Genomic DNA, 23,182 nt, shown 5'->3' with positions numbered 1-23,182 from the left:
GGGATCCCGATGCCCCTCACCCTTCTGGTGCAGGCAAACAGGGCGTATCACGACAAAGTCACACAGGCTGGATGCGGTGTCCCGCGAAACCGCATCCGGAGGTCCCCGTGCCGCGTCAGCTGCCCCCCGAGCGGCTTTCCCGTGGAGCCCTTGCGAGGCTTCGACGAGCCGGCACCCGGCCCCGACTGCGCAGCACCGCCGCCGTGTTCACCACCATGTCGGCACTCGCCGCGACCTCGATCCTGACCGTCCCCTCGGTCGCCGAGCCGTTCACCACGGCGCCCTGTGCCCTCAAGCGGACCGACGCGCACCACTCGGAGGGCCTGGACACCTGGAACGCCGACTACACCCGCCCGTCCCGCCCGCTCGACGCCGTCCTGGTGTTCCTGTCCTTCCCGGACTCCACCCCCCGCACCACACCCGCCGAGCTGACCGCCGACCATTTCCCGGCCACCAACAGCTTCTTCCAGCACGCCTCCTACGGCCGGTTCACGCTGCGCCCGCATCCGCTGCGGCGCTGGCTGCGCATGCCGCAGCCGTCGACGTCGTACGCCATGAAACGGGACTGGGACCCGGACCGGCGGGCCGCCTATCTGCGGGACGCGTTCGCCACGGCCGACCCCGAGGTGGACTTCTCGCGGTACGGCGTCGTGTACTTCGTCGCCGACCCGGACGCGCCCGGCGTGGACTCCGACGCGACGAAAGTGGTCAACCTGGACACCCCGACGCACGTCGACGGCGCGGACGTCCGGCGGGTGGTCACGGTCTTCGAGAGGCATCCGCCGGACCGTCTGGTGCTCGCGCACGAGACCGGGCACGTCTTCGACCTGCCGGACCTGTACCACCGTCCGACGGACGGCAAGGGCGACTGGGACACCTACGTCGGGGACTGGGACCTGATGGGCAGCCAGTTCGGACTGGCGCCGGATCTCTTCGGCTGGCACAAGTGGAAGCTGGGCTGGCTGGGCCCGCGCCAGGTCGTGTGCGTGCGGGGCGGCGGTTCCACCCGGCTGACGCTGGAGCCCCTGGCCGCGGGGCCGGGGACGGCGGTCGCGGGCGCCGCGGGCGCCCCCGCCTTCGGGCTCGGCGACGGCGTGAAACTGGCCCTCGTCCGCACCGGCCCCGAATCCGTCCTCGCCTTCGAGGCGCGCGGCCCGGCCGGGAACGACCACTCGGCCTGCCGCTCGGGCGTCCTGGTGTACCGGGTGCGCGGCGGGGCGGAGTCCGGGGACGGGCCGATCCAGGTGGTCGACGCCCACCCTCGTACCGAGGCCTGCTGGGAGAACTCGGTGTACCCGCCCCTCGCCGACGCGCCGGTCGCCCTCGGCGAGAGCTTCACGGTGCCGGGGGAGGGCGTGCGGGTGGAGGTGGAGGACCGGACGCCGTCGGGGGCGTGGACGGTGAAGATCACGCCGGGGTCGGGATCGGAGTCGGGGGCTGCGGGCTGAGTGCTGGGGGGCGGTCGCGGGCCGGCTTCGCGGGGGTGTGGGTGGCGGAGCCCCCACAACGCGCGGCGAAGCCGCGCAAGAACGACGATGGCGAGGCAGGATCGCGCTTTCTGCGATCATGCCTCGCCATCGACATCGTGCGCCGCCAGGGACTCGAACCCCGGACCCGCTGATTAAGAGTCAGCTGCTCTAACCAACTGAGCTAGCGGCGCCTGCTGACGTCGTAGACCTTAGCACCCTGATCGGCGGGAGGAAAAATCGATATCCGCACCGCGGCGCGGGCCGCTCGGACGGCCGCCCACAGCACGACCTCCGGGCCGGGCAGCCATGGTTTCCGGGTGGCGGGGGCGACGAGCCAGCGGGCACCGTCGGAGGCGGAACGGTCACCGCCCGTGAGCGCCGGGACGGTCACGGCGTCCCCCTTCCCGTGGCAGAGCAGCGGGGGAATCGCCCAGCTCCACTCCTCCCAGTCCAGCAGGGACGGCAGCCGCTGTGCCGTGCGCGGCGCGGCGAACAGCAGCATCCGGCCCCGGAACACCGCGACGGGCCCCGACCCCGGCCCCTCGTCCCACAGCCGGTCCAGCATCCGGCGCCCGAACACCGCCGGCACGTTCACCACGTCGAAGGCGGTCCCGCAGGGCAGCACCAACGGCCTCGCCCCACTCCGCGGATGCCGCCCCGCCGAGGCCAGCCATTCGACACCGTCCGCGGTGACTCCCGCGAGGTCGCTGCGTGCACTGCTCATACCGACCACATCTACCGGCCGTGAGCAGCGGACAGCGCTGGGTTGCCGGAAACGGGGACAAGGGGAACGGGGAGGGGGTATCTTGCCCGCCCGTCTGGCATATGCCGTGTCGACTTGGCCGCGGCCGGTCTCACACCGGATCCGCGGACCCCCGCCCCTCGGCCTCGGCGGCAGCCCCCCGCATCAGGTCCCGCCCGAACTCCACCATCCGCTTGGCGTAGTCCTCGGTCCACTCCGCCCGCTCGGCGATGTCCGCCGGCGTCAGCCGGTCGAACCGCCGCGGATCGGCCAGCTGGGCCGCCGCGACGGCCTGGAACTCCATCGCCCGGTCGGTCGCGGCACGGAAGGCCTGCGTCAGCTCCGTCGCCCGCGACAGCAGCTCCCGCGGGTCCTCGATCGACTCCAGGTCGAAGAAGTGCTCGGGATCGGCGGCCGCCTCGGCGGGCTCGAAGAGCAGCGGCGCGGGGCGTAGCCGCGGTTCGTGCCGACGCGGCGTGGGCTCCGCCATGTCTTTCTCCTCCTCGTACGGGTTCGGTAGGGGCGCCGCCTTCTGGGTGGGCCGCCTTCCATTGTCCCGCCCCCGCGCAAGGGGACACCGGCCGTGTTCTTCTGCCGCCTCCGGCGGCGTGCCGGACTCCGTCCGGCGGGAGGGGGGTTTGCGAGAGGCGGTCGTCGGGTGGGAGGTGCCTTACTGGTCATCGCCGCCAAGTCACCCGGTGTTCGGCGAGATGTGCCAGTACCGCGTGGTTCGCCTCCCACCCGTCAGGGAACTTCACCAGCGTCCCCAGCTGCACCGGCTCGGTCGACGGGTAGTCGTCCAGCAGGTCGCCCACCCCCGCCCGGCACACCACGACGCAGGCCTGCCGGTGTCGGGAGGCGAGGACGCACAGGCGGCCCGTTTCCAGGTGGAACGCGGTGGCGTCGGGGCGGCCCGAGAGCGGGTGCAGGACGACCGTGACGTCGAACTCCCGGCCCTGCAGCCGGTTCGCCGTGTCCACCGTCACATCGGCCACGCCCAGCTCGGCCAGCGCGGCCCGGACCGCCGCCGCCTGGTCCCGGTGGGCCGTGCCGACGGCGATCCGGCCGGCGGTGAGGGGGGCCGGCTCCGGTGAGCGCTCCGAGATCGCCGCGCCGCCCCGGTCCAGCAGCCGTCGTACCACCGTGGCCACGGCTCGTACCGCTTCCGGGTCCGTCCTGGGCGTGTGCCGCGCGGGCAGTTCCAGCAGCCCCCAGCCGGAGGCCGCGGCCTCGTCGATCACCCGGTCGGGGCCGGAGCCGTCGGACGGGACGGCGAAGGCCAGGCGGCGGTCGCCGTGGTCCGTGCCGCTGCGGAACGGGGTGTAGGGGTAGAAGGCGTCCGACACCAGGGGGGCGGCTGAAGCCGGGAGACGCCAGGACACCGGCAGCCGGTGCTGCGGCAGCTCGGGGTTGTGGGCGAGCAGGGTGGTCACGGCCGAGGCGGACGGGTCGTACGACAGGCCCGCCCACTGCTCGCTGCCCACGATCGCGAACGGGTCCAGCTGGCCGGGGTCGCCCACGAACAGCGCCCGCTCGAACAGCCCGGCCACGGCGAGCAGCGCGTCCGAGCGCATCTGGTACGCCTCGTCCACGATCGCGTGCCGCCACGGCTCGTCCACCTTCACGTGCGCCCACTTCGCGGCGGTGGAGAGGACGACCGGGATGCCGGTCAGATCACCCGCCTTCGCCGACTTCCGTACGTTCGGCAGGTCGTCCAGCGCCTTGTCGTACGGGTCGGAGTCGCTGCTGTGCAGACGGCCGACGGGCAGCTCGGGGTTCTTCTCGGCGAGCCGGGCCACCAGGTCGTCGACCTGGGCGTTGGTCTGCGCGACCACCATCAGCGGGCGCCCGGCGTCGGCGAGTTCCAGCGCCGCGCGCACGACGAGGGTGGACTTGCCGGCGCCCGGTGGGGAGTCCACGACCACGCCCCGATGGGTGCCGTGCAGGGTGTCGCGGAGGATCGCGTCGGTGGCCCGCGTGGCCGCGGCCCCGGGGTCGAACACGGCCTCGGTGGTCACAGCACATCCTCCTCGGTGACGGCGTCGGCGGGCTCCGGCACGGCCTCCGCCTCACCCGGCGGTCCGCCGTGCGTCCACGGTGTCTCCTCCGGGTCGGGCAGCTTCGCCCCGCCGCGCTGCTCGTGTTCGAACAGGGTGAAGCAGAGCCGGTCGCCCTTCTCCGGGAGCGACCCGGCCTCGGGCTCCTTGCCCCGGCCCATCTTGTCGACGATCCGCAGGACGACGAGCCCCTCGCCCTCGGAGCCTGCGAACCCGACGACCTCGGCCGCCTGCGGTTTCCCGCCCAGCGAGCGGTACACCTTCGCCCGCTCCCCGAAGTGCGGCCGGTCGTCCGTGCTCACGGTCACCAGCGGACGCGGGCTGGGCCGCTTGCCCTCGCTGTACGCCATGACGACATCCGTGACCTCGCCCGCGAACGCCTCCCCGGCCAGCCTGCGCCCGGCCATCACCAGCGGGTCGTCGAGCGCCTCCTGAGCTTCCAGACGGGCCTGTTCGCGCTCGCGCGTGGCCAGCTTGTTGGCGGCCGTCACCGCGTCGTCGCGGCGGGGCTGCGGGGGTTCCCCGGCGAGCACGCGGTCGCGGTGGCCGGTGAACGACCAGCGGTCGCGCGTCCACCGCTCCTCGACATGCGCCCCCTCCGGCAGCCCCCGCAGCAGGTCGATCCCGCGCCACACCGCATGCCAGGTGGGCAGGGTGACGCCCGCCACCAGGTCGCGGATCTCCTGCTCGGCCGCGGTGAGCACGCCGAGCCGGTCGTCCGCCTCCAGGCCGTCCTCGGCGGCCGCCAGGGCGGTGCGCGCCCGGTCGTAACGCTCCAGGGCCGGCGCGAGCAGCTTGTTGTCGAACGCCGGGTCGGTGGCCGGACCCGCGGGCGGGCACAGCAACTGGCCGTCGGCGCCCCGCCCCAGCTCGGCCCGCGACGCCTCCTCGGCGCCCGTGGTGCCCTCCGGAGGATCGATCCAGGCGAGCAGCGCGCCCAGGTGCTGGTCCTCCAGGCTGGACTGCCCGGTCGCCCAGTGCCGCGACAGCAGGTCCGTCAGGGCCTGGAGCAGCGAGGAACCCGGCACCCGGGCCCGCTCCCCGAAGTGCGTCAGCCACCGCCCGAGCAACGGCACCCGGGGCGGCGCCGGGTAGGGCGCCTCCGGGTCCTGCTCCGCCGTGCGGCGAAAGCGCATGGACCGCCCGAGCAGCCGTACGAACTCCACGCCCGCGCGGCTCGGCACGATCAGCTGCGGGGCGTCCGCGCACAGCTCGACCTCGACCTTGACCCGTTTGCCGGTCTCCGGGTCGGTCTCGGTGCGCTCGGCGGGCTCGACTCCGTCCGCGAACGAGTCGACGTACGGCAGGACGATGTCCGCCAGTTCGGCGAGGAACGCGAAGCGCAGATCGCGGTCGCGGGGCTGCGGTACGACGAGCAGCCGCGGCGCGTCCCGGTCGGTGCCGACCAGAGCCCCGAGCGGGGCACCGGCCTCACCGGCGGTGGTGAGCGGCACGAACACCAGCGGCCGGTCGGACAGATGCCGGTGCCGGACGGTGGCGGTGGGCTGGGCGCGGCCGGTGCTGACCGCCTCCAGACGGGCGAGGGTGGCGATCAGGGACACGCGGCCACCTCCCGGCCGGACAGCGCCTCCGCGCGCAGGGCCGCCGCCCTGCGCAGCGCCGCCACCGCCGGATCCCCGGGGTCGCCGAGCTCACCGCGGGCCGCCGCCAGGACGTCGTCCACGGTCGACAGACCGCCCAGTTCGGCGCGGACCGGACGGCCCAGTGTCGTCACCGCGCCCGCCGATCGGGAGCGCTCGCGGCAGTGGAAGGCCAGCTCGCACGCGGCCAGGCACTCGGGCGCGTACGTCGCCGGGACCGCCTCCACCGCGGCCGTCAGCTCCTCGGCCGGCAGACCCGGCGCGAAGCAGGTTCCCTCGGGAAGGCCGGCGGCGATCTCCTCGATACGGGTGAGCCGGGCCAACTGGCGGGCGGTGACCGCGCGCTGCTTGCGGATGTCCACGGCCGACGCGGTGGCCAGGTTGGAGAAGTCCCGGGGGCAGACCAGCAGGATGCGGTGCCGCACGCGCGGGGCGGGAGCGCTGTCCTGGAGGCGTCCGGCGACGTCCTCCAGGGCCAGCACGTACACCGCAGCCTGCCGCGCGGCCGCGCCCACCTTCGCCGGGTCGGCCGAACCGTCCAGCATCGGGAAGGACTTGATCTCCACGACCGTCCAGCTGCCGTCCGGGTGCACCACCACCGCGTCCGGCTCCAGGAACGCCGGGGAGCCCGCCACGTCCAGCGCCAGCATCGGATGGTCGAGCAGCGTCCAGCCGCCCGCCTCCACGGCCTCGCGCAACGCCAGCGCCGTACGCGCCGTCCGCCCCGCCGGGCCGGGCGCGGACAGGTCGGGGACGTGGGCCTCCCGCGGCGGCTCGGCGCCCGGGTCCAGCCGCGCGTGCACCAGGCGCAGCAACTCCGCGCCGCCGTCGGCCTTCACCCGTGCCTCGAACGCGTTGCCCCGGGTCAGGGCGAACTGCGACTGCCCGAAGGCGGACGGCGCGCCCAGCGCGCTCGCCAGGCCCGCCTTGTCGACGCCCGCCCCGTCCAGGATCGCCCGCCGTCTGCACCCCGGGTTGGCGGCGAGCGCCGCGAGTGCGCGCGCGTCCAGTGCCTTGGCCGGTACGTCGGGGCCGCGCAGCTCAGCGAGCCGGTGCCGGAGCGCCGTCCCCCGCGTCGGTGGGGGCGGCGTCCGGCTCGGTTCCGGATCCGAGCCGCGCGTCGCGCTGCCGTGGAATTCGCTCACCCACGGAAGTCTGGCATCCGCCACTGACAATCGGGGCGCCTGTGCCCTCGGAGCCCGCTGCGACGACCGAGTCGCCCGGCAGCAGCCGTGCCCGCAGCCGGTCCACGCCGCGCATCACGTACGGCGCGAGCAGCAGGCCGACCCCCATCACGGCCACGCCCGCGACCGCGTCCAGGAAGTAGTGGTTGGCGGTGCCCATCACCACGATCGCGGTCAGCAGCGGATAGGCGACGCCGGCGGCCTTGGCGGTGCGCGTGCCGCCGTACCGCCACAGCATCACTCCGCACCACAGCGCCCAGCCCACGTGCAGGCTCGGCATGGCGGCGTACTGGTTCGTCATGCCGCCCATGCCCCGCGGGGCGCTGGCCTCGGCGCCCCACCAGCCGTACGAGCTGTACTCGGCCATCGTGTCCACGAAGCCGTGGCCCGCGGAGAGGAGGCGGGGCGGGCAGGTGGGCAGCAGCACGAAGCCGATCAGGCCTATGAAGGTGGACGTCATCAACCAGGTGCGGGCCGCCCGGTAGAGGTGGCTGCGGGACCGGAAGAGCCAGATCAGGATCGCGGGGGTGACCAGGTAGTGCAGCGACGCGTACCAGAAGTCGGCGGGGACGCCGAGCCACGCCTCGCGCGTGAACAGGCGGTTGAGCGGGTGCTCGGCGTTGAGGTGCAGGGCCTTCTCGATGCGCAGGATGGCCAGGCCGTGGTCCACGGCGCCGGACACATCGCCCCGGGCGAGCAGCCGGCCCGCCGAGTAGCAGCCGTACACCAGCAGGATCAGCGGAAGTTCTGTCCACCACCGCAGCCGGGTCCGCGGGGACACCTCGGTGCCCGGTGTCTCGGTCTGCGGCATCCGATCGCCCTCCCCCTTCTGGTCCGCGGCTCCCCTTGGGCCGGGCGTGCCACTTTACGGCGTCCGTTGTTCGCCCGTTCGGCGCACCTGTTCATTCCCAAGCGGCCCTGGGCGGCGCTTCAGATCGGATAGACGCTGAGATCGCCCGCCGGGTTGCCCAAGGACAGGGTGCGCGATGATGGAGGGGCTACGCCTCGGGTTTCTCCCCGATGCCTCCCTGATGTCTCCCCCATGTCTCCCGGAAAGGTCCCCCATGGCACCGCGCATCCTGCTGGCCCGGCACGGACAGACGGCCTGGTCGCTGTCCGGCAAGCACACCGGCAGGACCGACGTGGGTCTCCTCGAGGAGGGCCGGCGCGGCGCCAAACTGCTCGGCGAGCGGCTCCACCGCGCGCCCCTCGACGGCCTCCCCGGGGTCGAGGTCCGCACCAGCCCCCTGTCACGCGCGCGTGACACGTGCGAACTCGCCGGGTTCGGTGACCGGGCGGCCACCTGGGACGCGCTGCTGGAGTGGGACTACGGCGCGTACGAGGGCATGACCCCCGAGGAGATCCAGGCCGTTCGCCCCGGCTGGCTGATCTGGCGGGACGGGGTTCCGGAGGGGGAGAGCCTCGCCGAGGTGACGGCCCGTGCGGACGAGGTGGTGTCCTGGGCGCGGTCCGCCGACCGCGACGGCCGTGACGTTCTCGTGTTCGCCCACGGGCACATCCTGCGGGCCATCGGCGCGAGGTGGCTGGGCCTGCCCCTGGACTTCGCCGCCCGGATCCGCCTCAACCCGACCTCGCTGTCCGTCCTCGGCTGGGCGTACGGCGAACCGGCGATCGAGAGCTGGAACGACCTGGGCCACCTCGCCGGCTGAAGTCCCGTCCCCGGGACCAGGGCCTGACCGGCGGATCATGCCGTGGACGCGGGGTTTGTGGCACGCCTCCCCCCACGCTCGGCATCCCTGGCGCGGGGGCACCCCCATTCGCCCCGCTCACCGGTATCGATGAGGCACCGCCCGTCTGCCGCGACCTGATCCGCCGGACAGGCACTACGTACGTGCCGTCCGCGGCATCGAGGCGTGCCGTTCCAGGAACTCCGCCACCCCCAAGGCCCCCCGGTGCGGCAGCAGCACGCGCGCGGTGCCCGCCAGTATCGTCTGGATCCGTGACGACTGCACCTGGTCCAGCAGGTCCAGCACCTGCATCCCGGCCGCAGCCGCCTCGTCGGGCCGCCCCCCGCGCGCGAGGTCGTCCGCGAGTTCGGCCGTGTAGAGCGCGATGTTCCGGGTGAAGTGGGGGTCCTGGAGCTGCGCGGCCCGACGCGCGTGCCGGGCCGCGCGCGTCCAGTCGCCCAGCGTCGACCAGCACTGCGCCTCCAGCCCTTCCAGCTCGGCCTCGCCGTAGAAGCTCATCCACTCCGGGTCGGCGTCCGAACGGCCCCGGCCGTACAGGGCCTGTGCCCGTACGAGCGCCTGTTCGCAGCCGGTGCGGTCGGCGAGCCCGGCCCAGCCGCCCGCCTCGCGCAGCGCGAGCAGCGACATCAGGCGCGCGGACCCCAGCGACCGGCCCACCCGCTGCGCGGCCTGCGCCGCCCGTACCGCCTCCCGGGGCCGGCCCGCATCGCGCGCGAGGAAGGCCGTGTTGCAGAACGCGTGCGCCTCCAGGGCGGCGTCCCCGGTCATCCGGGCGGTCGCGAGCGCCTCCGCGTAGTGCGAGCGGGCGTCGTCGAAGCGGCCGGAGTCGTGGGCCAGCCAGCCCACGGAGATGGCGAGTTCACCGGCGCCCGAGTGCAGCCGGTCGGCGGTCGTCTGCCGGGTGGCACCCGCGTCCAGCAACTCGTAGGCGGCGCGCAGCGGAGCGGCCGCGCGCCGGTAGAGGCCGTCCGCGCCGTGCCGGTCGTCGAGCAGCCGGATGCGGCGCACGGCCTCCTCCAGGGCGGCCGCCTCGGAGGACCCGGCGCGGCGGACCGGCCGGTCCGCCGCCGCGGTGTCGATGGTGACCCCCAGGGGGCCCAGCGTGGCGGCGGCCACGGTGGCGCCTCCGCCCGTCATGAATGCGCGACGCAGCACGTCGCTCTCCTCGTGGATCTCGTGGTTCTCGTGCGTGTCGTACGGGTCCTGCGTGTCATACGGCTCGAACGCCCCCTGCGCCTCACCCGCGGCGAACGCCGGGTGTGTGGCGAGCAAGGGGGACGCTTCCCCCGCCGGGCGGGCCCCGCGTCCGCGGACGGACGAGCGGGGCGCGAAGCCCAGGTCGGCGAGCGTGCGGCCGGGGAACATGTGCAGGAACACCCGTTCGTACGCGTAGTTCGGGCAGCGGATCTCGCCTGCCTCGACCCGGCCGATGTAGCGCGCGTCACAGCTCACCCGCTCGCCGATCTCGCGGGCGGCCCGCCGCACCAGCGCGGCGAACTCGGCCGGTGAGCGCCGGCCGCGCAGCTGCCGGAAGGCGAGGTTCGGCCGTGGTGGCCGTTCGGGCTGTGACGAGGTCACGGTTGACGACGCCATGGCCGGGTCCTCTCGTGCGAACCGTCGAACCATGCCGGATCCGTCGCGGGTCGTCAGTGGCGGCGGCCCCGGTTCCGGCGGGCAAGAACGTACCGGCTGTGCCGGACTCGCCACGCTGTGTTTGGCTACAAATCGGATATCTCGTGCATGATCTGCCATGAAGTGCCATCCTTTGCGGCGCACTTGTGCCGTAGCCGTTGACGCCGTGCCGCGTTGGACCCTGCGGACTGCAAGAGGCTGCGTGGTGGAGGCCGGGATGGAGACCAGCCGGAGCAACGATCCTTGTGCGCCGTCACCGACGGCGTGTGAGGTGGTGACCGTGCCGACCCGGCAGGGTCTGGAGGCGGTCGACATCCTGCGGCGCGGTGCGACCGGGGACGCGGTGGGGCCCGTCCTGCACGACGGCGGGTGCGACACGCTCGGCTTCCTGGTCCCGCCGGGCACCGCCGCCGCGTGGGACGTCCCGGGGAGCACCTGTACGGAGACCGAGGGGCGCGGGCTGGACCTGGTCCCGCAGCCGCCGGTCGGCGGTTCGGGCTGGCTGGTGCCGCCGGGGGAGGCCGACCTGGCGACGGATCCCGCGGTCCTCAGACGGGCCCTGGGGGAGGCGGCTCGGCTGCTCGAGGCGGCGGACAGCTGCCGCTGACCGGTACCACTGGAGTCCCGCCACCTGGTGTCGCCGATCAAGCAAGCGGAACGCCCAGGCGATGGCCGGCGGGTGCCACGCGGCGGGACGCGCCCCGTCGGGCTCGGCCGGGGGCTGCAGGTCATGCTCGGCTGCTCCACGCCAGGGCACGTGACCGGCACCCCGCCGGGGCCCTGCGAAAATGGCCCCATGGGCAAGTCCAGGAACCCCCGGCGCAGACAGGCCGATGCCGAGACGGTCGTCGAGGACGTCGACGGCGGTCTCGCCCAGCTGATACCCGACCGGGACCGCCGAAGGGCCTGGACCCTGCTGATCGACGGGGCGCCGCAGTCGCACGTCGACCTCGACGACCCGGCGTACCTCTCCTTCGAGTACCAGCGGCGGCTGGGGCACGTCATCGACCTCGTCGCACCGCCCGGCAGACCGGTGCGCGCCGTGCACCTCGGCGGCGGCGCGTTCACCCTGGCCCGCTATGTGGCCGCCACCCGCCCCCGCTCCACCCAGCAGGTCGTCGAGCGGGACGCCAGACTCGTCGAACTGGTCCGGCGGGAGCTGCCGTTGGACTCCGGGGCCCGGATCCGGGTGCGCTCGGCGGACGCCCGCGAGGGCCTGGCCAAGGTGCCGGACGGCTGGGCCGACCTGGTCGTCGCCGACGTCTTCAGCGGCGCCCGCACCCCCGCCCACCTCACCTCCACCGAGTTCCTCGACGAGGTCCGCAGGGCCCTCGCGCCGGACGGGGTCTTCGCCGCCAACCTCGCCGACGGCCCCCCGCTCGCCCATCTGCGCGGCCAGATCGCCACCGCCGCCGCCCGCTTCCCCGAGCTCGCCCTGGTCGCCGACCCGGCCGTGCTGCGCGGCAAACGGTTCGGCAACGCGGTCCTGGTCGCCGCCGACCACCCCCTCCCGGTCGCCGAACTCACCCGCCGCGCCGCCTCCGACCCGCACCCCGCCCGGGTCGAGCACGGCCACGCGCTCCTCGCCTTCACCGGCGGGGCCGTCGCGGTCACGGACGAGGCGGCGGTGGCCTCACCGGCCCCGCCGCCCTCGGTGTTCCACTGATATTCCGCTGGTTCCGGTGATATTCCGTTGTGGGGGCTGGAGCACGGCCATAGGGTCCCGGCATGTCCCTACGTGTTCGTATGCGTCAAGCCCTCCCGGAGGCGATGCGCGCCCGCGACAAGGCCGCGGTCAGCGCCCTGCGCGCGACGCTCGCCGCACTGGACAACGCGGAGGCGGTCCCCGTGGACGAAGCCGAACCGCGTGGCCTGGCCCTCGAACAGTCACCGGTCGGTGCCGGTGCCACCGAGGTGGCGCGGCGTGAGCTGAGCGAGCGGAGTGTGGTGGACATCGTGCGCGCCGAGGCCACCGAACGGCTGGAAGCCGCGGCGCAGTTGACCGCGCCCGCCCACACCGACCGGGTCGCGCGGCTCCACGCGGAGGCCGCTGTGCTGCTGCGCCTCCTCGACGACCACGCCGGGCGCCCCGCGAACACGCCGTCGGAGTCCTGGAAGGTCTGTCCTAGAAGTCCAAGCCCCGGGAGAGCAACGGCAGATGCCGTTCGTACAGCGCCGCCAGGTCCTCCCGGCCGTCGCCCTCCACCCAGTGCCGTACCAGCGTGGTGAAGACCGCGATGATCGCCGCCGCCGCGCACCTGACCTCCAGGTCGGCCGCGTCGCGGCCGGCGCGCTCGGCGATCACCTCGGCGATGGCCCGCTCGCTGCGCTCCTGTTCCGCGACGGTGCGGGCGCGGATGGCCGGGTCGGTGAAGGAGATCCGGGTGCGCAGCAGGAGGTCGTCGCGGTCCTGCTGGATCATCTGCCCGACGGGGCCCTTCAGGGAGGCCAGCACCGCGTCGACGATGGGTTCGTCGGCGGGGCGGGCGCGCAGGGCGGCGGCGAGGGCGGGGTCGTACTCGTCCTGGAGGACGACGTCCTCCTTGGTGGGGAAGTACCGGAAGAAGGTGCTGGGCGAGACCTCCGCCGCCTCCGCGATCTGGTCGACCGTGGTGGCCTCGTACCCGTTCCCGGCGAAGAGGCGGTAGGCCTCCCGGCGGATGCGCTGGCGGGTCTGCTGCTTCTTGCGCTCGCGCAGGCCGAGGCGGGCGGCGGGGGTCTCGTGCGTCGTCATGCGACCGATTCTGCGGGCTGTGCGGCGGCCCGGGCCACCGTACGGGAGCAGGGGGCGGTGCCGGGCAGGAAGACGGCGGCCAGGACGGCGCCGAGCAGGGCGACCGCGCCGCAGGCCGTCAGGACCAGGCCCATCCCGTGGACGAACGCCTCGTGCGCGTGTGCCGCGAGGCTAGCGTCGTGCAACTGTGCGGCCACCGCGTCGGCGCCGGAGACGGAGTCGCGGGCCGCGTCGGCCGCCGGCCCGGGCAGGGCGCCGGTGTGCAGCCGGGCGAGGTAGCCGTAGCTGAGCAGACTGCCGAGACCGGCGACGCCGAGGACCGAGCCGAGCTGCTGGACGGTCTCCAGGAGGCTGGTACCGGACCCGGTGTTGTCCTCGGGCAGCGCGGCCATCACCAGGCTGGTGGCCGGGACCACGGCGAGCCCGAAGCCGAGGCCGGTCAGGCCCAGCCACAGCGCGGTGAAGCCGTAGCCGTCCGAGGCGCCGGTGGTAGCGCCGAGCAGCACACCGGCGGCGAGGACCAGCAGGCCGGCGGGTACGACCGCGCGCGCGCCCAGCCGGGGGACGAGGGGTTCGCTCGCGGCGGCCGCCGCCATCAGGCCGCCGATCAGGGGCAGGACGCGCAGCCCGGTCCCGAAGGCGTCGTTGCCGAGCACCGACTGGAGGTACTGCGGGACGACGAACAGGATGCCCATCACCGCGAAGTTGACGAAGACGGCGATCAGCGTGCCCCACAGGAACCGGCGGTCGGTGAACAGCCGCAGTACGACGATGGGGTGCGCGTACCGGCGCTCGCGCAGCACGAACCCGGCCAGCAGGACGGCCGCGGCGACGAGCGGGACGAGGACCGAGGGCGCGGTCCAGCCGTCGCGGGGGATCAGGATGGTGCCGTAGACCAGCGCGGTGACGCCGAGTCCGCCCAGGACGGTGCCGAGGGTGTCGAACGGCGCGGAGGTGCGGGTGGCGGTGTCGCGGGGCAGCAGCCACACGCCCGCGAGGACGGCGAGCGCGGCGACCGGCGCGTTGAACAGGAACACCGAGCCCCACCAGAAGTGGTCGAGCAGCCAGCCGCCGACCACGGGTCCGACCGGCATGCCGAGCGCGGTGGCCGCGGTCCACACCGCGATGGCCTTGGGCAGTTCCTCCTTGGCGAAGACGCGGGGCAGGATCGCCATGGACAGCGGCATGATCGCGGCGGCTCCGAGACCCAGGACGGCGCGGGCCGCGACGACCGCCGACGGCGAGTGGGCCAGCGCGCCGCCGAGCGAGGCGAGACCGAAGAGCGAGATGCCCGAGAGCAACAGCCGCTTGTGCCCGAACCGGTCGCCGAGCAGCCCGACCGGGAGCATCGCCACCGACAGGGCCAGCAGGTAGCCGCCGCCGATCCACTGCAACTGGGCGCTGTCGGCGTGCAGTTCGGTCGCGATGGTCGGCAGTGCGACGTTGATGACGGTGCCGTCGAGGCCGACGAGCAGCACGCTCAGGGTGAGCGCGGCCAGGGCGAGCCAGCGGCGGGGGGATGCGGACATGTGAGACCTCCCGATCGGAGCAACCTAATGAGAGGTTACCGTCAAATGGAAGTCGACTGTCAATATCTAGTTGTCTCTCACTTCAGGCCGCTCGCTGGGCCTCGCTCAGTAGACCTCCACATGCGGTGGACCGTCGTGCCACGTACAGAACACCGTCACCCGGTCCGCGCCCGAAGCGAACTCCACCCGGATCCACGACTCCGTCTTCCACACCTGCATCGACCAGCCCGTCCCCGGCGTCGCCGAGACGAGCGTCGCGTCCGCCTCCCCGAGGTCGAAGACCACCCGACCGCCGTCGGTGTCATAACCCTTGACCTGGCCGGAGGCGGCCTGTGACGGGAACGGCCTGGTCGACGCGGGTGTGGTCCGCGAGGGCGTCGGGGTGCCGGGCGACGCCGACGGTGTCCTCGGTGCCGTCCTGGACGGGGACGCAGGCCGGGACGTCGAGGACGCCGACGGCTCGGGACGCGGCGAGGTCGTGTCCGCCGCCGTGATCGGCAGGGCGCGCGGCGGGTCGTACGCCGTGCCCGCCATCACCGAGTGCACGCCCCACCATGACAGCGTGACCGCCGCGCCCGTGGCGAGCAGCCACGCCAGTACATGTACGAGTCCTCTGCGCATCGCGGGCCATCCTGCCCCAGGGGCGGCGTGCGTGGCGCATGCTCGGAGTTATCCACAGGCCCGCACCCGGCCGTGCCGCATGGCGTACGGTGCGGCGCATGGCAAGTGTTCTCGTGGTCGAGGACGACCAGTTCGTACGCTCGGCGCTCATCCGGCACCTCACCGACGCCTCGCACACCGTGCGCAGCGTCGGCACGGCACTGGAGGCGCTGCGCGAGGTCGCCCATTTCCGCTTCGACGTGGTCATCCTCGACCTCGGCCTGCCCGACCTGGACGGCTCCGAGGCGCTGAAGATGCTGCGCGGCATCACCGACGTGCCCGTCATCATCGCCACCGCCCGGGACGACGAGACCGAGATCGTCCGGCTGCTCAACGACGGGGCGGACGACTACCTGACCAAGCCGTTCTCCGTCGAGCACCTGTCCGCCCGGATCGCCGCCGTACTCAGGCGCTCCCGGGCCGCCACCGTGGACGCCCCGCCGTCCAGTGTTCTGCGCGTCGGCGGCCTGACCGTCGATCCGCTGCGCCGCCAGGCCGAGTTGGACGGGACGCGCCTCGACCTCACCCGCCGCGAGTTCGACCTGCTCGCCTTCCTCGCCGGCCGGCCCGGGGTCGTCGTCCCCCGCAGGGAACTGCTGGCCGAGGTGTGGCAGCAGTCGTACGGCGACGACCAGACCATCGACGTCCATCTCTCCTGGCTGCGGCGCAAGCTGGGGGAGACGGCGGCCCGGCCGCGCTATCTGCACACCCTGCGCGGTGTCGGCGTGAAGCTGGAACCTCCGGGGGAAGTGGAGCCGGTCCGATGAGATGGGCACTGGTCAGGGTCTGCCTCGCGGTCACCACGATGGTCGTGGTCGCCTTCGCGGTCCCGCTCGGACTGGTCGTCAAGGAGATGGCCCGCGACCGCGCCTTCTCCAACGCCGAGCGGGAGGCCGCCGCCATCGCACCCGCCCTGTCCATCACCATCGACCGCGACAAACTGGAGCGCGTCCTCGCCTCGGCGGGCTCGGACACCGGCATGGCCGTGCACATACCGGCATCCGGCGGGGACTCGGCGGACGGGTCCGGCCGGGCGGCCGTCGACATCGGGCGGCAGCGCGCGGCCGACCGGGACATCGCGACCGTACGGAAGCTGGGCCGCGCCTCCACCACCGAGGTCGCGGGCGGCTTCAGCCTGCTCCAGCCGGTCGCGCTGAGCTCCGGTGCCATCGCGGTGGTCGAGGTGTACGTCCCCGAGACCGAGGTCAGCAACGGCGTCGGCACGGCCTGGGCGGTGCTGGCCGCCGTCGGTATCGCGCTGATCGTGGGCTCCGTCGCGGTCGCCGACCGGCTCGGCGTACGGATGGTGCGGCCCGCGCGGCGGCTGGTCGAGGGCGCGCACGAACTGGGGGAGGGCAAACTGGGCGCACGGGTACCGGAGGACGGGCCGAACGAACTGCGGCTGGCCGCGGTCGCGTTCAACTCCATGGCGGACCAGGTCGTACAACTCCTGGCGAACGAACGCGAACTGGCGGCGGACCTCTCCCACCGTCTGCGCACGCCGCTGACCGTGCTCCGGCTGAACACCGCCTCGCTCGGCGACGGGCCCGCCGCCGAGCAGACCCGGGCCGCCGTCGCCCAGCTCGAGCGCGAGGTCGACACCATCATCCGCACCGCCCGCGATGCCAAGCCGCAGACCGCCGCCGCCGGTCCCGGCGCCGGGTGCGACGCGGCCGAGGTCGTCCGCGAGCGGATGGGGTTCTGGTCCGCGCTCGCCGAGGACGAGGGCCGCAAGTGGCGGGTGGCCGGGGCCGAGCGGCCGGTGCGGATACCCGTGGCCCGCGCCGACCTGGCCGCCGCGCTCGACGCGCTGCTCGGCAACGTCTTCCGGCACACCGCCGAGGGCACGGCCTTCGCGGTCGACGTGCACAACGGCGAGGACGCGGTCATCGTCCTGGTCTCCGACGCGGGTCCCGGCATACCCGACCCCGAGGCGGCCATGGCCCGCGGCCGGGGCTCGGGCACCGACGGCTCCACCGGCCTCGGCCTGGACATCGTCCGCCGGCTCGCCGAGTCGACCGGCGGGGACGTACGGATCGGCTCGTCGGTGCTGGGCGGCACGGAGGTGCGGATCTGGTTCCAGACGGACGGGCGGGAACCGGTGCGCAAAGGCCACCGGGGTGCCGTGCGCCGCCGCCGGCCCCGCACATTGGTCTCTACCTTTAACCGCCCCCGATCCCTCCCTTAAGCGCACCCTAAGATCCCCAACCGCCGTCCGCATCAAGCCATTTGTCCGATTCTCGATCGCTAGCGTGCTGCCGCACCACACCCCCGTGAACAGCGAAGGCAGGCACACGCATGAGCACGCACCGGCGCAGGATCAGTGGCAGGAACAAGGCGATAGGCGGCCTCGTCGCCGCGGCCGTGGCCGGTGGCGGCGCGGTGCTGTTCACCGGCATCGCGCACGCGGCCGGGGTCGGCGCCGCGTACACCCGGACCAGCGACTGGTCGACGGGTTACACCGCCCAGTACGTCGTCACGAACAACAGAGGGCAGGCGGAGAAGGCCTGGACCCTCGAGTTCGAGCTCCCCGCCGATGCGAAGCTCAGCTCCCTCTGGAACGGCGAATCGAGCGTCAGCGGCCGGCACGTCACCGTGAAGCCCGCGAAGTGGGACACCGACGGCCTCGCTCCCGGCAAGTCGGTCACCGTCGGCTTCGTGGTCAACGGCACCGGGGACCCCACCGGCTGTCAGATCGACGGCGCGACATGTTCCGCCGACAGCACCGCCACCCCCGAGCCGAGCGGCCGCCCGACCCAGTCACCGACCCCGACCGCCACACCGAAGCCCACCCCGACCCCCACCCCGACCAAGAGCGCCACCCCCACGGCCACCGCCTCCCCGACCCCCACCCAGACCACCGGCAGCGGAACCACCACCTCCGCCGGCTTCGCGCCCTACGTCGACACCTCCCTCTATCCCGCCTTCGATCTGCTGGCGAGCGCCGACGCGACCGGCGTGAAGAACTACAACCTCGCCTTCGTCACCGACGGCGGCGGCTGCACACCCAAGTGGGGCGGCGTCACCGACCTGGCGAGCGACGGCGTGGCCGCCCAGATCGGCTCCCTGCGCGCCAAGGGCGGCGACGTCCGGGTCTCCTTCGGCGGAGCGTCCGGCTCCGAACTCGCCACGACCTGCTCCTCCGCCGACGCGCTGGCAGCCGCCTACGGCAAGGCCGTGGACCAGTTCAAACTCACCAAGGTCGACTTCGACGTCGAGGGCGGCGCACTCCCCAACACCGCCGCCAACACCCGCCGCGCCCAGGCCATCGCGAAACTCCAGGCCCAGCACCCCGGCCTGGACGTCTCCTTCACCCTCCCGGTGATGCCCGAGGGCCTGACCCAGGACGGCGTCAACCTCCTGTCCGACGCCAAGTCCAACGGCGTCAGGATCAGCACCGTCAACATCATGGCGATGGACTACGGCCCCGCGTACAGCGGCGACATGGGCACCTACGCCGAACAGGCGGCCACCGCCACGCAGGCCCAGGTCAAGAGCGTCCTCGGCCTCACCGACTCCGCCGCCTGGAAGACGGTCGCGGTCACCCCGATGATCGGCGTCAACGACGTCTCCTCCGAGATCTTCAAGGTCGACGACGCCACCCAGCTGGTGAACTTCGCCAAGTCCAAGGGCCTCGGCTGGCTGTCCATGTGGTCGGCGGCCCGCGACAAGCAGTGCGCGGGCGGTACGAAGCCCACCGCCGACGCCACGTGCAGCTCGATCACCCAGGACGCCTTCGCCTTCTCCAAGGCCCTCGGTGCCTTCAACTGACCGGCCCGGCGTCGACGAACGGGGCGCACCCCGGCCGGTGTTCCCTCATCCGGCCGGGGCGACGGGCTGTTCCGGCACCTGCGGTCGGCGTCATACCAGAGAGGTACAGCGCCGTGACGGGTAAGCCCAAGGTCGGCGTCCCGCGTCCCGCTCAGGTGTGACGTCTCCGCGAAGTATCTGCCCAATCATGGATGCGCCGCCGTCATCGTATGCGGTGCTCGTGTCACATGGTGCGCCGCAGAGCGCCTGTTCGAGCCGCCGCGCACCAGTCGGATCGGTACGTCGACCGGGCTCTGACTGCTTCGAGCGCCGAAGAACTGTTCGAGGGGGCGTCGTGACCGTACGTGGCGGTCGACACGCTGCGTATCACTGGGCGGAAATCATTGAAGTCGGCCTGAGTGACCACCCGGCCGCGCGCACTGTGGAGGGAAAAATTGGCTCCCTGGAAGTCCCGTTTCCCTGGGTCCGGCACCCTCATTGAGCAGTGCTACAACGAAGGCCGCGCGGAAGGCCGCGCAGAAGCCCGCGCCGAGGGCATCCTCCGTATCCTCGGCCTTCGCGGCATCGAGGTTCCCGAGGCCGTCCGCGAACGCGTCACCACCTGCACCGACCTGGACATCCTGGGCACCTGGTTCGTCCGGGCTCTGACCGCCACGAACACCGAGGAGCTCTTCGCGGGAACATGACCCGCCCGTACGGGGCGCGGCACCCCCCTCAAAGTGCCGCGCCCCGGGTTCTCAGGCCCCCGCCGTCACCGGCGGCAGCGTCCCCGTGCGGGCCGCCCGGGCGTACCAGTGGGCGCTCGACTTCGGGGTGCGGGTCAGGGTGGCGTAGTCGACGTACACGGCGCCGAAGCGCTTGCTGTAGCCGTACGCCCACTCGAAGTTGTCCAGCAGGGACCACAGGTAGTAGCCGCGGACGTCCGCGCCGTCCGTGATGGCCCGGCGGACCGCTGAGAGGTGGCCGTGGAGGTAGGCGATGCGCTCGGGGTCGTGGACCCGGCCGTCGGAGTCCACCTTGTCGTCGTACGCCGCGCCGTTCTCCGTCACGTACAGCGGAAGGCCGGGGGCCTCTCGCGTGTAGCGCATGATCAGCTCGTGCAGGCCGGTCGGGTCGATCGTCCAGCCCATCTCCGTACGGTCACCGGGCAGCTGGTGGAAGGCCACGTCGTCCGCGCCGGGCCAGGGGGAGTGGTCGCTCGCCCCGTGCCCGTCCGAACGAGGGCCGCGCGGTGCCGACTCGGCCGAGGAGACCAGCTCCGGCGTGTAGTAGTTCAGCCCCAGCGCGTCCAGCGGCTGGTTGGCGGTGCTCAGGTCGCCGTCCTGGACGCAGGACCAGTCGCTGATCGACGAGGTCGCCTCGAGCAGGGTCTCCGGGTACGCGCCGTGCAGCATCGGGCCGTGGAAGACGCCGTTGGCCAGGTCGTCGATGCGGCGGGCGGCCGCCAGATCCGCCGGGTCCTGGGAGAGCGGGCGGACGACCTGGGAGTTGAGGCTCACCGCGACCGTGTTGCGGGCCGGCATCACCGAGCGCAGGGCGGAGGTGCCCAGGCCGTGCGCCAGGTTGAGGTGGTGCGCGGCCTTCAGCGCCGCCGCCGGGTCCGTACGGCCGGGCGCGTGCACCCCGGAGCCGTAGCCGAGGAATGCGCTGCACCACGGCTCGTTCAGCGTGATCCACTGCTCCACCCGGTCGCCGAGCGCCTCGCCGACGATCTGCGCGTACTCGGCGAACCGGTAAGCGGTGTCCCGCTCCGGCCAGCCGCCCGCGTCCTCCAGTTCCTGCGGCAGGTCCCAGTGGTAGAGGGTGAGGGCCGGCTTGATGCCGTGCGCGAGCAGCTCGTCCACCAGGCGGCGGTAGAAGTCCAGGCCGACCTGCACGGCCGGGCCCCGGCCCGTCGGCTGCACCCGCGACCAGGAGACGGAGAACCGGTATGCGCCCAGGCCCAGTTCAGCCATCAGCGCGACGTCCTCGCGGTAGCGGTGGTAGTGGTCCACAGCGGTGTCACCGTTCTCGCCGCCGAGGATCCTGCCCGGCGTATGGCTGAAGGTGTCCCAGATCGAGGGGGTGCGACCGCCTTCCCGGACCGCTCCCTCGATCTGGTACGACGCGGTCGCGGCACCCCAGAGGAAGCCGGGAGGGAAGGTCACGGACGTCTCGGGCATGGAAGCGCTCCCATGAGTCGGGGGCCCCATTATGCATGGGAGCGCTCCCACGACAAAAGGGCGGAGCGCGTGCATGGCACCTGTTCGCTCCAACTCATCGTTCACCTCTCGGTGTTCGGCGAGAGGAGGGTTTCGTTCCGGCCCGGAAAACCCGGACACCGCCCCGGCGGGCGGGCCGGGTGTCGTGTTTCGGCGGCCACTCCGCGCTTGACCTGCGGGAATGTGGTGACGGAGGCGGTCGGCGGGCGGCTGCTGACCCGTGGCGGTGCGACACATTCCCGTGACGTACGGAGCACGCTTGCGCAACAACGCCGTTTTCAAGTCTTGACACCTGGCCCGGCAGGAACGAGTCTTCCGGCAAGCCGCGTGGGAGCGGTCCCACGGTCACCCGGGGGAGGTCTCCCGTGTGGACCGCACCACCCACGGCCCTTCCCTCTGCCTCGCATCGCACACCGTTGACCAGCAGTTTTTCACCGCACACCGACTGCTGCTGGCTGGCCGCTGCTCGAAACCGAGAGGGCAGGTCGGGGCTGCCGAAATCCCGGCGGTCCGATTCCTGAGATCCCGTTCCCACTGGAACAAGGAGTAGTGGAATGCGCATCACCCGTACCGGCGGCGGTCGCGGCCGCAGAGCAGCGGCCCTGGCCACCACGGTCCTGACGGCCTCGGCCCTGCTGTTGACCGGCTGCAGCGACGACAGCGACTCGAGCACCACGGACGCCAACGGGAACATCACTCTCACGGTGGCCGACTTCGGGCAGTTCGGCTACAAGGAAGCCGGACTGTTCGCCCAGTACCACAAGCTGCACCCGAAGATCACGGTGAAGGAAGACACCACCGCCGACGAGCAGGTCTACTACCCGAAGTTCCTTCAGCAGCTGAACACGGGCAGCGGCCTCGCGGACGTCACCGGCATCGAAGTCGGCCGCATCAAGGAGGTCGTCGACACCCAGGCGGCCAAGTTCACCGACCTGAGCAAGACGATCAACGTGAGCGACTGGGTCTCCTGGAAGGAGAAGCAGGCCACCGCCAAGGACGGCACGGTCATCGGCGCCGGCACCGACATCGGTCCGATGTCGCTGTGCTACCGCACGGACCTCTTCAAGAAGGCAGGCCTGCCGACCGACCGCGAAGCCGTCGCCAACGCGGTCAAGGGCGGCTGGGAGGACTACCTCAAGCTCGGTGAGCAGTACAAGAAGAAGGCTCCCTCCGGCACCTACTTCATGGACTCCGCGAGCGCCATGTACAACGCGGTCGTCAGCTCCTCCGCCAAGCAGTACTACGACGCCGACGGCAAGCCGATCTACAAGGACAGCCCCTCCGTGCAGCAGGGCTGGAACCTGGCCGCCGAGGCCGCGTCGAAGAAGCTGACCCAGGGGCTGGCCGAGTTCAACGACCCCTGGAAGGCGGCCCTGCGCAAGGGTTCCGTCGCCACCGTGGCGTGCCCCGCCTGGATGGCCGGTCAGATCTCCATCAACTCCGGCGACGCCTACAAGGGCAAGTGGGACATCAGCCGTGCGCCCGGCAGCACCGCGGCCAACTGGGGTGGCTCGTTCCTGGCCGTACCCAAGAGCGGCAAGCACGTCAAGGAGGCCACCGACCTGATCAAGTGGCTGACCGCGCCCGAGCAGCAGGCGGCCGTGTTCAAGGCGATCGGTTCCTTCCCGTCCAACAAGGGCGCCTACGAGCTCGCCGACGTGAAGAACGCGAAGCTCCCGTACTTCAACAACGCCCCGATCGGTCAGATCTACGCCGACGAGGCCGCGGCCATCCCCGAGGCCGTGCTCGGTGCGAAGGACGCCACGATCAAGGACACCATCTCCACGCAGATCAACAACATGGAGCAGCGGGGCACCAAGCCCGCTGACGCGTGGAAGGCGGCGACCGAGGCGATCGACAAGGCGATCGGCTGACACCCGCGGGTGCGGGCGG

The 23,182-nt window shown here is 72.7% G+C and carries 20 protein-coding genes, 1 tRNA gene and 1 pseudogene; 10 read left to right on the top strand and 12 right to left on the bottom strand.

Annotated elements, in window-relative coordinates; genetic code table 11:
- Nucleotides 1–107 precede the first annotated feature (107 nt).
- Nucleotides 108–1,448, top strand: coding sequence for a M6 family metalloprotease domain-containing protein (locus ACH45E_RS28560; RefSeq protein ID WP_361450546.1), 1,341 nt, complete (start codon nt 108–110; stop codon nt 1,446–1,448).
- A gap of 138 nt (nt 1,449–1,586) precedes the next feature.
- On the opposite strand, the gene ACH45E_RS28555 is transcribed toward ACH45E_RS28560, so the two are convergent.
- From ACH45E_RS28555 to ACH45E_RS28525, 7 genes are all read right to left on the bottom strand, one after another.
- Nucleotides 1,587–1,660 (bottom strand) — tRNA-Lys (locus ACH45E_RS28555).
- Nucleotides 1,651–2,193 (bottom strand): hypothetical protein, encoded by a 543-nt coding sequence (locus ACH45E_RS28550; protein ID WP_361450549.1) that lies wholly within the window; start codon nt 2,191–2,193, stop codon nt 1,651–1,653. Before ACH45E_RS28550 ends, ACH45E_RS28555 begins: the two co-directional genes overlap by 10 nt.
- A 130-nt stretch (nt 2,194–2,323) precedes the next feature.
- Nucleotides 2,324–2,701 carry a hypothetical protein gene (locus ACH45E_RS28545; RefSeq protein ID WP_361450552.1) on the bottom strand — a complete coding sequence of 126 codons (378 nt, stop codon included), beginning with the start codon at nt 2,699–2,701 and terminating at the stop codon, nt 2,324–2,326.
- Nucleotides 2,702–2,888: 187 nt separating this feature from the next.
- On the bottom strand, nt 2,889–4,229 hold the full coding sequence (locus ACH45E_RS28540; protein ID WP_361450555.1) for an AAA domain-containing protein: 1,341 nt from the start codon (nt 4,227–4,229) through the stop codon (nt 2,889–2,891).
- On the bottom strand, nt 4,226–5,830 hold the full coding sequence (locus ACH45E_RS28535) for a hypothetical protein (RefSeq protein WP_361450558.1): 1,605 nt from the start codon (nt 5,828–5,830) through the stop codon (nt 4,226–4,228). The genes ACH45E_RS28540 and ACH45E_RS28535 overlap by 4 nt, the downstream gene beginning before the upstream one ends.
- A complete protein-coding gene (locus tag ACH45E_RS28530) occupies nt 5,821–7,014 on the bottom strand; it encodes a hypothetical protein (RefSeq protein ID WP_399041717.1) in 1,194 nt (397 codons plus the stop codon). The genes ACH45E_RS28535 and ACH45E_RS28530 overlap by 10 nt, the downstream gene beginning before the upstream one ends.
- On the bottom strand, nt 6,911–7,864 hold the full coding sequence (locus tag ACH45E_RS28525) for a phosphatase PAP2 family protein (protein WP_361450561.1): 954 nt from the start codon (nt 7,862–7,864) through the stop codon (nt 6,911–6,913). Before ACH45E_RS28525 ends, ACH45E_RS28530 begins: the two co-directional genes overlap by 104 nt.
- Before the next feature lie 253 nt (nt 7,865–8,117).
- Here ACH45E_RS28525 and ACH45E_RS28520 point away from each other — a divergent pair, with 253 nt between their 5' ends.
- On the top strand, nt 8,118–8,723 hold the full coding sequence (locus ACH45E_RS28520; RefSeq protein ID WP_361450564.1) for a histidine phosphatase family protein: 606 nt from the start codon (nt 8,118–8,120) through the stop codon (nt 8,721–8,723).
- Nucleotides 8,724–8,897: 174 nt separating this feature from the next.
- On the opposite strand, the gene ACH45E_RS28515 is transcribed toward ACH45E_RS28520, so the two are convergent.
- Nucleotides 8,898–10,355, bottom strand: a complete 1,458-nt coding sequence (locus ACH45E_RS28515; RefSeq protein ID WP_361450567.1) for a hypothetical protein — start codon at nt 10,353–10,355, stop codon at nt 8,898–8,900.
- A 256-nt stretch (nt 10,356–10,611) separates the two neighbouring features.
- Between ACH45E_RS28515 and ACH45E_RS28510 the strand changes: the two genes are divergently transcribed.
- The 3 genes and pseudogenes from ACH45E_RS28510 to ACH45E_RS28500 form a co-directional block, all read left to right on the top strand.
- A complete protein-coding gene (locus ACH45E_RS28510; protein WP_361450570.1) occupies nt 10,612–11,001 on the top strand; it encodes a hypothetical protein in 390 nt (129 codons plus the stop codon).
- Between the two features lie 189 nt (nt 11,002–11,190).
- A complete protein-coding gene (locus tag ACH45E_RS28505; protein WP_361450573.1) occupies nt 11,191–12,060 on the top strand; it encodes a fused MFS/spermidine synthase in 870 nt (289 codons plus the stop codon).
- Between the two features lie 104 nt (nt 12,061–12,164).
- A pseudogene (locus tag ACH45E_RS28500) lies at nt 12,165–12,470 on the top strand (hypothetical protein); the annotation flags it as partial.
- Nucleotides 12,471–12,519: 49 nt separating this feature from the next.
- On the opposite strand, the gene ACH45E_RS28495 reads toward ACH45E_RS28500, so the two are convergent.
- From ACH45E_RS28495 to ACH45E_RS28485, 3 genes are all read right to left on the bottom strand, one after another.
- Nucleotides 12,520–13,128 carry a TetR family transcriptional regulator gene (locus tag ACH45E_RS28495; protein WP_361450576.1) on the bottom strand — a complete coding sequence of 203 codons (609 nt, stop codon included), beginning with the start codon at nt 13,126–13,128 and terminating at the stop codon, nt 12,520–12,522.
- Nucleotides 13,125–14,657 carry an MFS transporter gene (locus ACH45E_RS28490; protein WP_361450579.1) on the bottom strand — a complete coding sequence of 511 codons (1,533 nt, stop codon included), beginning with the start codon at nt 14,655–14,657 and terminating at the stop codon, nt 13,125–13,127. Before ACH45E_RS28490 ends, ACH45E_RS28495 begins: the two co-directional genes overlap by 4 nt.
- A 105-nt stretch (nt 14,658–14,762) precedes the next feature.
- Entirely contained in the window at nt 14,763–15,278 is a 516-nt protein-coding gene (locus ACH45E_RS28485; RefSeq protein WP_361450582.1) for a hypothetical protein, read from the bottom strand.
- 98 nt (nt 15,279–15,376) lie between these two features.
- On the opposite strand from ACH45E_RS28485, the gene ACH45E_RS28480 reads away from it, so the two are divergent.
- From ACH45E_RS28480 to ACH45E_RS28465, 4 genes are all read left to right on the top strand, one after another.
- Nucleotides 15,377–16,084, top strand: coding sequence for a response regulator transcription factor (locus ACH45E_RS28480; protein ID WP_361450584.1), 708 nt, complete (start codon nt 15,377–15,379; stop codon nt 16,082–16,084).
- Nucleotides 16,081–17,505, top strand: a complete 1,425-nt coding sequence (locus ACH45E_RS28475; protein WP_361450587.1) for a HAMP domain-containing sensor histidine kinase — start codon at nt 16,081–16,083, stop codon at nt 17,503–17,505. The genes ACH45E_RS28480 and ACH45E_RS28475 overlap by 4 nt, the downstream gene beginning before the upstream one ends.
- Nucleotides 17,506–17,615: 110 nt before the next feature.
- The gene (locus ACH45E_RS28470; protein WP_361450590.1) at nt 17,616–19,088 is read left to right on the top strand and encodes a cellulose binding domain-containing protein; all 1,473 of its coding nucleotides are present in this window, start codon (nt 17,616–17,618) and stop codon (nt 19,086–19,088) included.
- Nucleotides 19,089–19,522: 434 nt separating this feature from the next.
- Nucleotides 19,523–19,774, top strand: coding sequence for a hypothetical protein (locus tag ACH45E_RS28465; RefSeq protein WP_361450593.1), 252 nt, complete (start codon nt 19,523–19,525; stop codon nt 19,772–19,774).
- A 51-nt stretch (nt 19,775–19,825) separates the two neighbouring features.
- Here the strand turns inward: ACH45E_RS28465 and ACH45E_RS28460 are convergent, their stop codons facing one another.
- Nucleotides 19,826–21,250: a GH1 family beta-glucosidase gene (locus tag ACH45E_RS28460; protein WP_361450596.1), complete on the bottom strand. Its 1,425-nt coding sequence runs from the start codon at nt 21,248–21,250 to the stop codon at nt 19,826–19,828.
- A 593-nt stretch (nt 21,251–21,843) separates the two neighbouring features.
- Between ACH45E_RS28460 and ACH45E_RS28455 the strand changes: the two genes are divergently transcribed.
- Nucleotides 21,844–23,163: an extracellular solute-binding protein gene (locus ACH45E_RS28455; protein WP_361450599.1), complete on the top strand. Its 1,320-nt coding sequence runs from the start codon at nt 21,844–21,846 to the stop codon at nt 23,161–23,163.
- Nucleotides 23,164–23,182 lie beyond the last annotated feature (19 nt).

The organism is Streptomyces sp. NPDC020299 (assembly GCF_044387825.1).
In the GTDB taxonomy this organism is placed as follows: Bacteria; Actinomycetota; Actinomycetes; order Streptomycetales; family Streptomycetaceae; genus Streptomyces.
The sequence above is the reverse complement of the archived record's forward strand: the minus strand, read 5'-3'. Positions and strand labels throughout refer to the sequence as shown.

Bases quoted from the DNA above. Each gene is read 5' to 3' on its own strand.
- ACH45E_RS28550 (WP_361450549.1), bottom strand. From the start codon at position 2,193: ATGAGCAGTGCACGCAGCGACCTCGCGGGAGTCACCGCGGACGGTGTC.
- ACH45E_RS28545 (WP_361450552.1), bottom strand. From the start codon at position 2,701: ATGGCGGAGCCCACGCCGCGTCGGCACGAACCGCGGCTACGCCCCGCG.
- ACH45E_RS28525 (WP_361450561.1), bottom strand. From the start codon at position 7,864: ATGCCGCAGACCGAGACACCGGGCACCGAGGTGTCCCCGCGGACCCGG.
- ACH45E_RS28520 (WP_361450564.1), top strand. From the start codon at position 8,118: ATGGCACCGCGCATCCTGCTGGCCCGGCACGGACAGACGGCCTGGTCG.
- ACH45E_RS28515 (WP_361450567.1), bottom strand. From the start codon at position 10,355: ATGGCGTCGTCAACCGTGACCTCGTCACAGCCCGAACGGCCACCACGG.
- ACH45E_RS28510 (WP_361450570.1), top strand. From the start codon at position 10,612: ATGGAGACCAGCCGGAGCAACGATCCTTGTGCGCCGTCACCGACGGCG.
- ACH45E_RS28505 (WP_361450573.1), top strand. From the start codon at position 11,191: ATGGGCAAGTCCAGGAACCCCCGGCGCAGACAGGCCGATGCCGAGACG.
- ACH45E_RS28495 (WP_361450576.1), bottom strand. From the start codon at position 13,128: ATGACGACGCACGAGACCCCCGCCGCCCGCCTCGGCCTGCGCGAGCGC.
- ACH45E_RS28490 (WP_361450579.1), bottom strand. From the start codon at position 14,657: ATGTCCGCATCCCCCCGCCGCTGGCTCGCCCTGGCCGCGCTCACCCTG.
- ACH45E_RS28485 (WP_361450582.1), bottom strand. From the start codon at position 15,278: ATGCGCAGAGGACTCGTACATGTACTGGCGTGGCTGCTCGCCACGGGC.
- ACH45E_RS28480 (WP_361450584.1), top strand. From the start codon at position 15,377: ATGGCAAGTGTTCTCGTGGTCGAGGACGACCAGTTCGTACGCTCGGCG.
- ACH45E_RS28475 (WP_361450587.1), top strand. From the start codon at position 16,081: ATGAGATGGGCACTGGTCAGGGTCTGCCTCGCGGTCACCACGATGGTC.
- ACH45E_RS28470 (WP_361450590.1), top strand. From the start codon at position 17,616: ATGAGCACGCACCGGCGCAGGATCAGTGGCAGGAACAAGGCGATAGGC.
- ACH45E_RS28460 (WP_361450596.1), bottom strand. From the start codon at position 21,250: ATGCCCGAGACGTCCGTGACCTTCCCTCCCGGCTTCCTCTGGGGTGCC.
- ACH45E_RS28455 (WP_361450599.1), top strand. From the start codon at position 21,844: ATGCGCATCACCCGTACCGGCGGCGGTCGCGGCCGCAGAGCAGCGGCC.